A 13,099-nucleotide genomic window follows, 5' to 3' on the forward strand; every position below is an offset into this window, starting at 1 on the left:
ACCTCGACGGACCGCGCAGCGGCACAACAACGAGGTGACAGTATGAGCCCGAGCTTCAGACTTTCCGCCGTTGCTGCTATTTCTGCCGCCTGCCTTGCCTGCGCGCTTGTCACGATTTCGTCTTCCGCGCTCGCGGCGACGCCGATCAAGATCACGTCCCAGGCTGCACTCGATGGCCCGATCCGCTACACGCTGAAGATCACCTCGAAGCAGTTCGGCAACGCGCAGGACACGCGCACGATCCGCTCGGGCCAGTCCGACGATTACACATGGAAGACCGTGCCGCCAGGCGGTCCGGTTGCAGCCCCCGAGTCCTGTCCCGACTACGCGTCGCTACCGCTCGATGCGAACGGCGCCATGATCCGGCAGATTCAGGTGCGCCTTGCGCCGGTCGTCGGTGCTGACGGTACCGCGACTGTCCAACTGAATTTTCAGGCGCAGACGCCGCGTGGCACGAAGAGCGTGACCCAGGCGGGCAAGACGCTGAAGTGTCCGAATGCGTTGATGACGAGCCAGATCGTCCGCTTCACGATGCCGACCAGTGGCAGCACCAAAGCGGTCACGCTCAGCGACGGCACCGAGATCGTGCTGTCGGCCAAACGCTAGCGCGCACACTGCATCAACGGCGCGCTGACGTGCTGCGTTCCACCAGCCGGGAAGCAAGAAAACGGTGCTCCGGCGAGAACACGCGCCGGTATGTGAGCAGCACGGCACCGACGGTGCCGAGCGCCGACGACGCCGCGATCAAAAACATGATGACGATCTGATAGCGGACTGCCTGCAACGGCGACTGGCCGGCCAGCACCTGGCCCGTCATCATGCCGGGCAGGCTCACGATGCCGACAACGGCCATCTGGTTCAGCGTGGGCAGCATGCCTGCACGCACGGCCTGGCGTGCCGGTTCCTGCGCCGCTTCCCAGCGCGTCGCGCCGAGCGCGAGCGCCATCTCGACGCGGTCGCGCCGCGCGGTCAGTTCATCGATCATCCGCTCGATACCCAGCGATACCCCGGTGAGCGTATTGCCGAGAATCATGCCGAGTATCGGAATCGCATATTGCGGCTCGTACCACGGACGAATCCGGATCACGAGGAAGAGGCCAACCGCTGCCACCAGCCACGAACTGACCCAGATCGACACGATGCTGTCGGCACGCTGACCCACGTAGGTCCACGGACCGCGTTGTGCGCCCGCGAAGCCGGCGATCAGCGTCATCAGCGCCATCAGCGGTAGCACGACGAACCAGCGGTCGTAGCTGAACACCCAGCCGAGCACATAACCGATCGCAAGCAACTGCACGACGGTGCGCAGCGCCGCCCACGCGAGCTTGCGTTCGAGATCGAGCTTCAGCGCAACCGATAGCGCACCGTTCACGACGATCAGCAGCGCCGCGATACCGACATCCCAGAGACTGAGGTTTTGCAGCATCATCGTGTGGCGCGCTCGCGGTCCAGGGAAATCAGAGGGGCTTCATCGAGCACACCCGCTTGCATGGTCAGGTGCCGTTCGCTCATGCGTTCGGCCTGAGCGGGATCGTGCGACACCCATATCGAGGCACGCGCGGCGTCTCTCGCTGCGCCGGCATCGAACCATGCGCCTATGAGTCCCTCGATCGCATGCGATGATGCCGGGTCGAGCGAAGCGGTGGGCTCGTCGAGCAGCAGCACCTCAGGATCGAGTTGCAACACGCGGATCAATGCAGCGATCTGCGCTTCGCCACCGGACAGCTCGCTTGCCCGCCGGTCGAGGAAATCGTTGTCGCGGCCAGCCTGTAGCGCGAGCGATGCGACACGCTCGCGCTCGAACTGCAGGTCGCGGTAGGCGCGCAGTGTGAACGGATAACGCAGGTTGTCTTCGACGGTGCCGTCGAGCAGCGCCGGCCGCTGACGAATATAGGCGATGCTGCGGCGATAGCGCGGAATGGCTGCGCGCGCGACGCGTTTGCCGTGCCACTCGACATGACCGCCGTCGAGCGGATCGAGCAGTGCGAGCGCACGCAGGAACACGCTCTTGCCCGAACCCGATGGCCCGGTGATCGACAGGCGCTCGCCGCCATGTAGCGCGAGACTGGCCGGATGTAGAAGCCAGCGGCCGTGCTGCGGGTCGCGGCGCGCGATGTCGGTTGCTGCAACGAGAGGGGACGCGGAAGTCATGGGGGCTGGGCTGGTGCGCCTTTTGCAGTGCGGGGCGGATATTGGTGCGAACCGGGCACGGGCTGTGCTGTCCTACCGGTTATCAGAAAAACAAGGGAGTTTTCATGGTGTCGTCGCTCAACCTCGGAAGAACGGTTGGCAAGATCATCGCATGGCTGCTGGCGATTATCGTGGTTCTGGTGGCTGCGCTGGCCGTTTTCATCGTGACTTTCGACTGGAATCACGCGCGTCCCTGGGTCAACGACAAAGTGAGTCAGGCTATTGGCCGGCCGTTTGCGATCGAGGGCGATCTGAAGGTCGACTGGCAACACCCGGTGGGCGAGATCGGCTGGCGTGCATGGGTGCCGTGGCCGCGTTTCTCGGCGGCCAATATCACGGTGGCCAATCCGGACTGGACGAAACAGCCGCACTTCGCGACCCTCGATGAGATCGATTTCCAGGTCGAGGTGTTGCCGCTACTTACGCACGACATCGTCATTCCTTCCATTAATCTCGTGAATCCGTCGGTGGACCTCGAACGGCTTGTCGATAACCGCAATAACTGGACCTTCAAACTGCCGGCGTCGTCCGGGCCGTCCGAGTGGAAGCTCGATCTACACGACATCGTGTTTTCGAAAGGCTATGTCGCGCTGGCCGACCAGAAGTCGAAGACCGATGTGAAGGTGACGATCGATACGCTCGGTCAGCCGATCCCGGTCGGCGAGGTGATGAAGCAGCAGGAGGCGGCATCGCGCAGTGCGTCTGCGCAGGTGGTCGGCAAGCAGGGGGCGCGGCGGCTGGCGGCGCAGTCTGCGGCGGCTTCCGCGGCAGCAGCGGCTTCGGAGGCGTCGGCAGCGTCAGGGGTGTCCGACGCAGCGGCGCGAGCGCAGACCGCTTCGGCGTCTTCAGCAGTGTCCGGCGCGGCAGTTGGAGCGCAGACCGCGTCCACGGCTTCCTCCGCAAGCGCAACCACGGCACCGCGCGCGGCAAAACCGGACGTGCAGGCATATTCGCTCGGCTGGACCGTCAAAGGCACCTACAACCGCACACCGGTGTCAGGCAACGGCAAGGTAGGCGGTGTGCTGGCGCTGCAGGATGCGGACCGGCCATTCCCGATCCAGGCCGACGTGAAGGCCGGCGACCTGCGCGTCGCCCTGGTCGGCACGCTGACCGATCCGGCGCACCTCGCCGCACTCGACCTGCGCCTGTGGCTGCAAGGTACGAGCATGGCGCATCTGTATGCGCTGACCGGCGTGACCCTGCCCGATACCCCGCCTTACGCAACCGATGGCCGCCTGATCGGCCAGTTCCGCCGCGGCGCCAGCACGTTCCGCTATGAAAACTTTACGGGTCGGGTCGGCGGCAGCGATCTGAACGGTACGTTGAGCTATACGCAGCGCGAGCCGCGGCCGCTGCTACAGGGCGAACTGGTGTCGAACCTGCTGCAATTCGCCGATCTTGCACCGATCATCGGCGCCGACAGCAAGGCGAGCAAGGCGAAGCGCGGCGACACCACGCAGCAGCCGGCGGGCAGGGTGCTGCCGGTCGAGCAGTTCCGTACCGATCGCTGGAAAGCAATCGACGCCGACGTCAAGTTCACGGGCCGACGCATCGTCAAGGACGCGGATCTGCCGATCACCGATCTCTACACGCATATCGTGATGACCGATGGCGTGCTGTCGCTGACGCCGCTGCGCTTCGGCGTAGCGGGCGGGACGCTTAGCTCCGACATTCATCTCGATGGTAGTGCGACACCGCTGAAGGGCCGCGTATCGACGTCGGCGCGTCACCTGAAGCTCAAGCAGCTGTTCCCGACTTTCAAGACGATGCAGAGCGCGCTCGGCGAAATCAACGGCGATGCGGCGCTGTCGGCTACCGGCAACTCGCCGGCGGCGCTTGCCGCGACGTCGAACGGCGAGGTGAAGACGCTCGTGACGCAGGGCACGGTGAGTCGCCTGCTCATGGAGGCAGCGGGGCTGAACGTCGCGAATGTCGTCTATGAGAAGCTGTTCGGCGGCAAGGACGTGAAGATCAATTGCGCGGCGGCGGATTTCGTCGCGACCAACGGTGTGCTCGATGCGCGCGTATTTGCGCTCGATACCGACGACGCCGTGATCAATATCGACGGCCACGTCGACCTGCGCGACGAGTCGCTCGATCTCGGCGTCCATCCGCACACGAAGGGCTTCCGCATCTTTTCGCTACGTTCGCCGCTGTATGTCAAGGGCACGTTCAAGGACCCGCATGTCGGCGTAGACGTGGGCGCGCTGGCGCTGCGCGGCGGCGCGATGGTCGGGTTGGGGTTGCTCAATCCGTTCGCCGCGCTGATTCCGCTGATCGCACCGAGCAACAACAAGGCCTTGCCATGCAGCGAATTGCTGGCTCAGGTGAACAGCAAGCCGGTCGCGCCGCCGCCGGGGCAGAAGGAAAAAGCGAAGCTGCCGCTCAAGGGGGCGCCCGGCGCATCGCCGGCCGGTGCGGCCAAGCCCGCCACGGCCCGCACACCGGCACCCGCCGACGCTGCCGCATACAAGGGAAGTTGATCGCTGCGGCGTAGCAGCGCTGCGGATGCCAGATACGACGACGCCCCGGTAACGGGGCGTCGTGCTTTGAGGCGTCGGAGAACTTGCCGGATCTGGCGGCCCAGAGGCGTAGCCTGGCGGGGGCCGATAGACTACGGCGCGAGCGTCTCAGCGCAGCGAGCGCGGCGTAGCATCTCCTGCCGCGTTGCGCCGCACACCACGCCGCGCGCCACCCCCAGCCGCACGGGTTGCACCGAATTCGGGCAGTACGCGGCTGCGCGCGCGGCTCGCGAACACCAGAAAACCGAAACCATCGGCTTCGTACCAGTAACCGCCGTTCTCGAGGCCATCGAGCGGCTGTTCCAGCGCGTTAGCAATCGATTCGATGCAGCGCCGACGCAGTTCCGCCACCGCCGGGTACGGCGGCTGTGCCCCGCGGACACTGCACAACAGCACATCGAGCCCCGGCAGCACATGCGCATAAAGCACCGGCTCGTCCTGCGCACGGGCCCGCGTGATTTTCGTGTCGAGCTGGCCGAACGGCTTGAAATGCTTCAGCACGGCGAGGAACGACTCGTCGCCGTCCGCCTTCGCGCGCCTACGCTTCTTCGGGAAGGACATAAAAATTCGCCTGAAAAAGAATTGCAAAAAACGCAGCGTCCTCATGCGACCACTCCCGGCTTCGCGCGCCGCACGTCGATCTTTTATAGCATACGAAAATGCCGGATTCACGACGATTCGACCGCTCGCGGCGACCTGGTCGGACTACTGTCGCCGTGCGAACCATGCCGAACCGACACCCCGCACACCTTCGCATTCCCTGTACCGCTGTCTTCATCATAGACTCACGCGCCGAAGTATGTCTTCCGTCACCGATAAAAAAGCACGGCTTCTGTGCTCCAGCGCCCGTCCGGCGCACATTGAAATATCTCAAATTCGCGTCGATAATTGGCGTCGTCCCGACGGCGCTGCGCAAGGTGCCGCAGCGCGACAGGGCTTCGAGCTCCGCCTTCGGCGCCCGGCCATGCCGCCGCGGCCGACAAACGGCTAAAAGGTCTGTCAGGCGTACATGAAACTTTTCACGAAGGGTCTGCTGCTGATCGCAGTGCCAAGCGCGGTCGAACTGGCGCTGCTCGGAGTCGTGTTCGACGCGCAGGAACAGACGACGCAGGCCGCGCAGTGGTCGACCAACAGCAAACAGATCCTCTATCAGGCAGCCTCGGTGATCGACCCGCTGCTGCGTCAGGCCGCCCGGGTGAGGACAGGGATCGTGGTCGGCGATGCGTCGTTTATCGATCGTCATGCGGTATGGGTCGATCTGTCCGATCGCCTGACCCATCTGGAACAACTGGTCGCCGACACGCCGCAGCAGACCGCGCGGGTCCTGCGGATGCGCGCGGCCATCGAGGCGTATCGCAAGCAGGCCACCGAGATCTCGCAGGCGCTCCACGACGGCCGCAACATCGGCCCGTTTACCGCTGACGAAGGTCGTGACATGCCGGCGCAGATCGCTATCTTCAATGACGAGCTGAATGCGCTGATCGCCGAGGAATCGCGGCTCGATGCGCAACGCAGCGAGTCGCTGAACGAAACCCGCACGCGCCAGCAATATGCGCTGATCGCCGCAGTGGTCGGCTCGATGCTGATCTGGGCGGCCACCGCGGCGGCTTTCGCGCGCAATATCGGCCGCCGGCTCGATGTGCTGACCGGCAACGCGGAGCGTCTCGGTGACGGCGAACCGCTGATGCCGCCGCTTTCGGGCAACGACGAAATCGCCTCGCTCGACGCCGTGCTGCATCGAACCGGCGCGCGGCTGCGGGTCGCCGAGCGCGACCAGGCGGTGCTGAAATCGCGCCTCGAAGCGCGCGCCGCCGAACTGGCCGGCGTCAACGAGGAATTGCGCCAGGAAACCCAGGACAACGAGATGTTCATCTACAGCGTGTCGCACGATCTGCGCTCGCCGCTCGTGAACCTGCAAGGGTTTTCGAAAGAGCTGCAGGTATCCTGCGATGAGCTGAACAGCGTCGTCGATGCGGCGCGACTGCCGGAGAACGAGCACCGGCGGTTGACGCGGGTACTCGACGGCGATATCCGCGAGTCGCTGCAGTTTCTGCGCACGGCGGTGACGCGGGCCGCGGCGATCATCGATGCGCTCTTGCGCATTTCGCGCGCCGGGCGGCTTGAGTACCAGTGGCAGCGCGTGAGCGTCGGGCGGGCAGTGGCCAAGGTGGTCGACACGCTGCAGGCGGCGATCGGCGAGCGCGCGGCGCTCGTCACGGTGCGCGACCTGCCGCCCGCGTGGGGCGATCCGTCGGCAATCGAACAGATTTTCAGCAACCTGATCGGCAATGCGGTGAACTACCTCGACCCCAGCCGGCCAGGCCGTATCGAAGTCGGTGCGCTGGAGCCGGGCGTCGTCGACGTGCCGCAACCGGGCGTGCCGCGCACGCGCACGTACTACGTGCGCGACAACGGGCTCGGGATTCCCGCGGCCTATATGTCGAAAACGTTCCGCGCGTTTCAGCGTCTGCACGGCGACGTCGCCAAGGGCGACGGCATCGGCCTCGCGCTGGTGCGGCGGATCGTCGAGCGGCATGGCGGGCGGGTGTGGGTGGAATCGGCGGAAGGGGCGGGCTCGACCTTCTTCATTGTCTTGCCAGAACAACCGGTGCGTATCGCATGACCTATTCAACGACGATCGTGACGCAGACAGACAGCAGTCCTGGAGCCAGTATGGCAACAAATGGCGAAACCGTTGGCATCATCCTGATCGAGGACGACGACGGACACGCGACGCTGGTCGAACGTAACCTGCGACGTGCAGGCGTTTCGAACGGCTTCCTGCGTTTCTCGGACGGCCAGGAGGCGCTCGATTATTTCTTCGGCGATCCGGCCGCGGCCGACGACGCGACCGGGCGTCCCGCACCTCGCGAGCTGACCAATTTCGTCGTGCTGCTCGATCTGAAGATGCCGCGCGTCGACGGTTTCGAGGTGCTGCGCCGTCTGAAGACGTCGCCGTCCACGGCAGCGGTGCCGGTGATCGTGCTGACCACAACCGACGATCCGCGCGAAATCGCCCGCTGCTACGAACTCGGATGCAACGTCTACATCACCAAGCCGGTCGAGTACGACGCGTTTATCGAGGCCGTGCGCCGCCTCGGCTTTTTCCTGCAGGTGGTGAAGCTGCCGCCCGGGCATCCCCTTTCGAGGCCGTAAGCGCAAGATGGAAGAACCCGCATGACCGAAGACGTTTCCACGCATTCGCCCGCGTTTGTGCTTGTCGTCGATGACGATGAGGGCATTCTGCGGCTTGCGCGCAAGTCGCTCGAGCGCGCCGGCTGCCGGGTAGCCGCGAGCCGCTCGGTCGGCGACGCCCGCGCGCGTATCGCCGAAGGCGAGCCCGATCTGCTCGTGCTCGACTATCAGCTCGACGGTCCCGAGACGGGGCTCGATTTCTTCCGACGCCTGCGTGCCGAGGGTATCCGCATTCCAGCCATCCTCGTGACCGGTTTCACCGACGAATCACGCGTGATCGAAGCGTTGCGCGCCGGGGTATCGGACGTCGTGCCGAAATCGGGCGACTACCTGGACTATCTGCCCGAAGCGGTCGAACGTGTGCTGTTGCAGGTGCGGTTGCAGAAGGCATCGGCAGAAGCGCTGTTGCTGCGCGATCGCGAAGCGCATTACCGCACGTTGTCAGAAGCGCTGCCTCACCTCGTGCTCACCTGCAATGCCGATGGCAATTGCGATTTCCTGTCGAAGCAGTGGCTCGAATACACGGGCCTGAGCGAGAGCATGTCGCAAGGGCTCGCATGGCTCGACGCCGTCCATCCGGAAGATCGCGACGAGATTCGCCGAACCTGGCTGAAAACCGTGCGCAGCGGCGCCGTCGATTATCGGCACGAACTGCGAATCCGCCGTCATGACGGCGCTTATCGTTGGTTCGATGCGCGGATCGTCGCGATGCGCGACGCGGACGGCGTGGTCAGCAAGTGGTTCGGCAGTTGCACCGACGTGCATCAGCAACGCGAGGCGATCGAAGAGCGCGAGCAACTGCTTGCCTCCGAGCAGGCCGCGCGGCAAAACGCCGAAGAAGCGAACCGGGCGAAGGACCGTTTTCTCGCGATGCTCTCGCACGAGCTGCGCACGCCGCTCACACCGGTGCTGGCCGGCACACGCATCCTCGAAATGCTCGCCGAGCTGCCGGACAGCGCGCGCTCCAGCGTGCGGATGATCCGCCGCAACATCGAACTCGAGGCGCGGCTGATCGACGATCTGCTCGATCTCACGCGCGTTGCGAACGGCAAGCTGCGTCTGTCGCTGGAAACGGTCGACGTGCATGAGGTAATCGACAGTGTGCTTGAACTGTTCCGCAGCGAAATCCAGGTCAAGGAGCAGGACGTGCATGTCGAGAAGCATGCGCAACATCACTACGTGCTCGCCGATCGCGCGCGGCTGCAGCAGATGCTATGGAACCTGATTCGCAACGCCGCGAAGTTCACACCGGACGGTGGCCACATCTATGTGCGCACGTCTGATGAGCGCATGCATATACAGATCTCGATCGAGGACACCGGCATCGGCATCGAACCCGAACAGATCGGCAAGCTCTTCAATGCGTTCGAGCAGGGCAGCCAGAACATGACGCGGCAGTTCGGCGGGCTCGGTCTTGGACTAGCGATCACCAAGGCGTTGACCGATGCGCACGGCGGTACCGTGACCGCGCGCAGCCCGGGCGCGCACTGTGGCGCGACGTTCGCGATCACGATGCCGACAGCCGAGCCGCCGGTCGAAGAGCCCGTCGTGGCGACGACAAGCGAGGAACATCCGCCGGAGCTGCTGACCATTCTGCTCGTCGAGGATCACGTCGATACCGCCGAAGTGATGGCGCAACTCATACGCGGGTTGGGGCACGACGTGACCGTGGTCGGTTGTGTGGCCGATGCGCTCGCTGCGACACGTGTAGGGGTGTTCGATCTCGTCGTCAGCGATGTGGGGCTGCCGGATGGCACGGGGATCGATTTCATCAAGGCGTATCGCGAGCATTCCGATGTGCCAGCGATCGCGCTGACCGGTTTCGGCACCGATGAAGATGTACGCCGCTGCCTCGCGGCCGGCTTCAACGCGCATCTGACCAAACCGGTTAACTTCTCGCAGCTCGAACAGCTGATCGAAAGCACGGCGAACCTGAAGGCAGGGGAGACCCACGCACCGGCAGCGGCCGGCGGCGCGTCACGCTGACGCTATTTCATCATCGATGCGAGTGCACAACGCTCGCACGCGTTAAAAGGCCCGCTGACGCATCGCGTACAGCGGGCCAATCTTTTCCTGCGGGTTTGTCGACTAGCGACCAGGTACGCTTAGCGCGGATTTCTCAACGATTCTTCAACGAATCGCGAATCTCTCGCAGCAGCAGCACATCTTCGGCCGGAGCCGGCGGCGGCGCATCCGCAGCGGGCTTGCGCAGGTTGTTGATGAACTTGACCATCAGGAAAATGATGAACGCGAGGATGATGAAGTTGATCAACACCGTGATGAACGAGCCGTAGCCAAACGCAGCGACGCCCGCAGTCTGCAGGTCTTTGTACGAGTCGGGGTTGCCCTTGAAGTTGTCGGGAATATGGCCGAGCAGGATGAATTTGTTCGAGAAATCGAGGCCACCCGTCACGACACCGACTACCGGCATGATCAGGTCTTTAACAATTGAAGTCACGATCGTAGAGAACGCCGCGCCGATGATCACACCAACCGCGAGGTCCATTACGTTGCCCTTGAGGGCAAATTCCTTGAACTCCTTGAACATGCTCATTGGGATTCCTCCTTGATGTCGATGGCGCAATAATAGCCAACGATCAGGAGAACGGGTAGTTTTTTGCTACAAGCTGTGTGCGCTTCGTACGCTCGATGCCGGCTTAGTGTTGAGTGCGGGCGCGTTCGATGTGGGTGGCGAAGGTCTGCGGATCGGTATTCGTACCGCACAGTAACACCCCGACACGCTTGCCCTGCAAGGTTTCGCGCAGCGGTCCGAGCAACGCCGCTGTTGCGGCCGCACACGCGGGTTCGACCGCAAGTTTGAGCTGCGCGAACAGCGTGAGCATTGCGGCACGCAGTGCGTCGTCGCTGACGGTGACGATGCGATCGATATGACGTCGGCACAATTCGTAGCTGTACTGCTCGGTGTGCGGTGCCATTAGCGAATCGGCGATGCCTTGCATCGGACCCATCTTGATCGTGTGATTGGCCGCGAAGCTGCGGCTCATTGCATCCGCGCCTTCGGGCTCGACGCCATACACATGGATATGTGGATTCGCGAGGCGCATAGCGGTCGAGACACCGGCTGCGAGTCCGCCACCGCCGATCGGTACGATGACCGCGTCGAGATCGGGCGTCTGTGTCGCCCATTCGTAACCGAGCGTCGCTGTGCCGAGCACCGTGCGATAGCCGTTGAACGGATGAACGAAGTAGCGACCTTCTTCGGCCTCGATGCGACGCACGAATTCGAACGCTTCGGCCGGGTTGTCCGCCATCACGATATCGGCCTTGTACGCCTTGCACAAAGCGATCCGCGCCGGATTCGCCGAGCGGAACAGCACGACTTTCGCACTGACGCCGAGGCGCATCGCCGCGTACGAAACCGCGATCGCGTGATTGCCGGCCGACACGCAGGTTACGCCGGCATTACGCTGCGCTTCGTCGAGCGCGAGCAGATTCGTGAACGTACCGCGCGCCTTGAAGCTGCCTGCTGCTTGCAGCAACTCGAACTTGAAGTTGATGACCGTGTCTTCCAGCGACGGAAAGTCGAGCCGGTCGAACACCGGCGTGCGCACCACCCAGGGCGTCAACGCGAAGTGCTGGGTGGCGATGTCATCGAGCGTCGGGATCGGCTCGCCGTCGATCGTGTGGTCGGTGTGCTGCGGCGTGGTGGACATGGTGCGGAGTAAGAGAAAGAGCGAAAGAGCAGGTGAACGGGACTGACCGCCGGTCGTGGCCGGCGGTTGCGTGTCTAGTGGGTATGAGCGTCGACAGACATGCTGTGCACGAACCTGGCCAGAAAACGTTCGCAGGCGACGAGTTGTTCGAGCTCGACGAATTCGTTGGCCTTGTGCGCCTGCTGGATGTCGCCAGGCCCGCAGACGATGCTCGGAATGCCCGCCAGTGAGAACAGACCGGCTTCGGTGCCGTAGGCGACCTTGCGGCGGTCCTGATCGGCGGTCAGTGCACGCACGAGTTGTGTGATCGCGGCCTGTTCGGTTGCGTCGAGACCGGGGGCGGCCGCGAGTTTCGTGAATTCGATGGCGGCGGCCGGATGTTCGGCGAGCATCTTCGGCAGCAGCGTCTCGCGCGCGTATTGCTCGATGCGCGCGAAGATCGGTTCCGGAGCGAGCGTCGGCAGATTGCGGAATTCGAACTCGAAGTGACATTCGGCAGGCACCGTGTTGATCGCGTTGCCGCCTTTGATCGTGCTGGTTTGCGCCGTCGTGAACGGGACGTCGTAGAGTTCGTCGAACGGGCCTTCTGCGCGGAACCGGTCGGCGATATCGCGGATATGGCAGATGAGGCGCGCCGCGTATTCGATCGCGTTGAGTCCCTTCGGCGTCAACGACGAATGCGCGGCGTGACCGCGGATGCAGCACTGATACGCGTTGACGCCCTTGTGCGCGATGATCGGGCGCATGCTGGTCGGCTCGCCGACGATGCAGCCGTCCGGCTTGATGCCGCGCTTGAGCAGGTCGGCGATCATCAGCGGTGCACCGACGCAACCGATCTCTTCGTCGAACGACAGCGCCAGGTGAATCGGTTTCGCGAGTTTCGTTTCCTGCATCTGCGGCACGAGCGCGAGCGCTGCGCCGATAAAACCCTTCATGTCGCAGGTGCCGCGCCCGTACAGCTTGTCGCCGCGAATCTCCGGCTTGAACGGATCGCTGTCCCATTGCTGGCCGTCGACCGGCACGACATCGGTGTGACCCGACAGCACGATGCCGCCGTTGGTCTCGCCGTCGTGCGCGGGAATTGTTGCGAACAGGTTGGCCCATTTGCCGCTGTCGTCGTGTGTGAGCGTGGCTTTCACACCGCGTTCGCGCAACGCATCGCGCACAATTTCTATCAGTCCGAGATTCGGATTGCGGCTGACCGTATCGATCGATACGAGCCGCGTGACCCACGGAAGCGAAACGGGAGACTGCGTGGAGGAACTGCCAGAAGCGGGGGAAGAAGACACGGGCTTCGCTGATTCAGCGACCTGGGACATGACGGAGACTCCTGCATAGGGTCTTTCGATCATACCCAAAAAGCGTCGGACGAGCTATGTAACGCGCATGCTGCTACTTCGTATGGCGCGTCGCAGCAAGTGTTTGAAACGTTACCGCGCGTTACTGCCCGCGTGGCGTGAAGTGCGATCGAACGAAGCAGTCTGGCGGTCGCCTGGTGGTCCGTTTTCGCGCCACCGC

General features: G+C 63.7%; 11 protein-coding genes. 5 read left to right on the top strand and 6 right to left on the bottom strand.

Annotated features, from left to right (window positions below; all coding sequences use genetic code 11):
* Positions 1-42: 42 nt before the first annotated feature.
* Positions 43-606 (top strand): DUF6013 family protein, encoded by a 564-nt coding sequence (locus M0D65_RS27200; protein WP_266255349.1) that lies wholly within the window; start codon positions 43-45, stop codon positions 604-606.
* A 13-nt stretch (positions 607-619) separates the two neighbouring features.
* Here the strand turns inward: M0D65_RS27200 and fetB are convergent, their stop codons facing one another.
* Both fetB and M0D65_RS27210 read right to left on the bottom strand, forming a co-directional pair.
* Positions 620-1,429 (bottom strand): iron export ABC transporter permease subunit FetB, encoded by an 810-nt coding sequence (gene fetB, locus M0D65_RS27205; RefSeq protein ID WP_091016513.1) that lies wholly within the window; start codon positions 1,427-1,429, stop codon positions 620-622.
* Complete coding sequence (locus tag M0D65_RS27210; protein ID WP_266255350.1) at positions 1,426-2,151, bottom strand: ATP-binding cassette domain-containing protein; 726 nt, start codon at positions 2,149-2,151, stop codon at positions 1,426-1,428. The genes fetB and M0D65_RS27210 overlap by 4 nt, the downstream gene beginning before the upstream one ends.
* A gap of 104 nt (positions 2,152-2,255) precedes the next feature.
* Between M0D65_RS27210 and M0D65_RS27215 the strand changes: the two genes are divergently transcribed.
* On the top strand, positions 2,256-4,673 hold the full coding sequence (locus M0D65_RS27215; RefSeq protein ID WP_266255351.1) for an AsmA family protein: 2,418 nt from the start codon (positions 2,256-2,258) through the stop codon (positions 4,671-4,673).
* 147 nt (positions 4,674-4,820) lie between these two features.
* On the opposite strand, the gene M0D65_RS27220 is transcribed toward M0D65_RS27215, so the two are convergent.
* A complete protein-coding gene (locus M0D65_RS27220; RefSeq protein WP_091016520.1) occupies positions 4,821-5,318 on the bottom strand; it encodes a hypothetical protein in 498 nt (165 codons plus the stop codon).
* Between the two features lie 403 nt (positions 5,319-5,721).
* Between M0D65_RS27220 and M0D65_RS27225 the strand changes: the two genes are divergently transcribed.
* The 3 genes from M0D65_RS27225 to M0D65_RS27235 are packed head-to-tail and all read left to right on the top strand — an operon-like array spanning position 5,722 to position 9,893.
* A complete protein-coding gene (locus M0D65_RS27225; RefSeq protein ID WP_266255352.1) occupies positions 5,722-7,335 on the top strand; it encodes an ATP-binding protein in 1,614 nt (537 codons plus the stop codon).
* A 50-nt stretch (positions 7,336-7,385) separates the two neighbouring features.
* Complete coding sequence (locus tag M0D65_RS27230) at positions 7,386-7,868, top strand: response regulator (RefSeq protein WP_091016525.1); 483 nt, start codon at positions 7,386-7,388, stop codon at positions 7,866-7,868.
* Positions 7,869-7,889: 21 nt separating this feature from the next.
* Entirely contained in the window at positions 7,890-9,893 is a 2,004-nt protein-coding gene (locus tag M0D65_RS27235) for a response regulator (protein ID WP_266255353.1), read from the top strand.
* 133 nt (positions 9,894-10,026) lie between these two features.
* Here M0D65_RS27235 and mscL read toward each other — a convergent pair whose 3' ends face one another.
* The 3 genes from mscL to argE form a co-directional block, all read right to left on the bottom strand.
* Positions 10,027-10,461, bottom strand: coding sequence for a large conductance mechanosensitive channel protein MscL (gene mscL, locus M0D65_RS27240; RefSeq protein ID WP_096718707.1), 435 nt, complete (start codon positions 10,459-10,461; stop codon positions 10,027-10,029).
* Positions 10,462-10,564: 103 nt separating this feature from the next.
* Positions 10,565-11,581 carry a threonine/serine dehydratase gene (locus M0D65_RS27245; RefSeq protein WP_266255354.1) on the bottom strand — a complete coding sequence of 339 codons (1,017 nt, stop codon included), beginning with the start codon at positions 11,579-11,581 and terminating at the stop codon, positions 10,565-10,567.
* Positions 11,582-11,655: 74 nt separating this feature from the next.
* Positions 11,656-12,900 (bottom strand): acetylornithine deacetylase, encoded by a 1,245-nt coding sequence (gene argE, locus M0D65_RS27250; protein WP_266255355.1) that lies wholly within the window; start codon positions 12,898-12,900, stop codon positions 11,656-11,658.
* Positions 12,901-13,099 lie beyond the last annotated feature (199 nt).

This window comes from Paraburkholderia sp. CHISQ3 (assembly GCF_030464945.1).
GTDB classification, from domain to species: domain Bacteria; phylum Pseudomonadota; class Gammaproteobacteria; order Burkholderiales; family Burkholderiaceae; genus Paraburkholderia; species Paraburkholderia megapolitana.

What these genes read in the sequence shown, in the direction of transcription:
- M0D65_RS27200 (WP_266255349.1), top strand. Translation starts at nt 43, where the DNA reads ATGAGCCCGAGCTTCAGACTTTCCGCCGTTGCTGCTATTTCTGCCGCC.
- M0D65_RS27220 (WP_091016520.1), bottom strand. Translation starts at nt 5,318, where the DNA reads ATGAGGACGCTGCGTTTTTTGCAATTCTTTTTCAGGCGAATTTTTATG.
- M0D65_RS27215 (WP_266255351.1), top strand. Translation starts at nt 2,256, where the DNA reads ATGGTGTCGTCGCTCAACCTCGGAAGAACGGTTGGCAAGATCATCGCA.
- M0D65_RS27245 (WP_266255354.1), bottom strand. Translation starts at nt 11,581, where the DNA reads ATGTCCACCACGCCGCAGCACACCGACCACACGATCGACGGCGAGCCG.
- M0D65_RS27235 (WP_266255353.1), top strand. Translation starts at nt 7,890, where the DNA reads ATGACCGAAGACGTTTCCACGCATTCGCCCGCGTTTGTGCTTGTCGTC.
- M0D65_RS27210 (WP_266255350.1), bottom strand. Translation starts at nt 2,151, where the DNA reads ATGACTTCCGCGTCCCCTCTCGTTGCAGCAACCGACATCGCGCGCCGC.
- M0D65_RS27230 (WP_091016525.1), top strand. Translation starts at nt 7,386, where the DNA reads ATGGCAACAAATGGCGAAACCGTTGGCATCATCCTGATCGAGGACGAC.
- fetB (WP_091016513.1), bottom strand. Translation starts at nt 1,429, where the DNA reads ATGATGCTGCAAAACCTCAGTCTCTGGGATGTCGGTATCGCGGCGCTG.
- argE (WP_266255355.1), bottom strand. Translation starts at nt 12,900, where the DNA reads ATGTCCCAGGTCGCTGAATCAGCGAAGCCCGTGTCTTCTTCCCCCGCT.
- M0D65_RS27225 (WP_266255352.1), top strand. Translation starts at nt 5,722, where the DNA reads ATGAAACTTTTCACGAAGGGTCTGCTGCTGATCGCAGTGCCAAGCGCG.
- mscL (WP_096718707.1), bottom strand. Translation starts at nt 10,461, where the DNA reads ATGAGCATGTTCAAGGAGTTCAAGGAATTTGCCCTCAAGGGCAACGTA.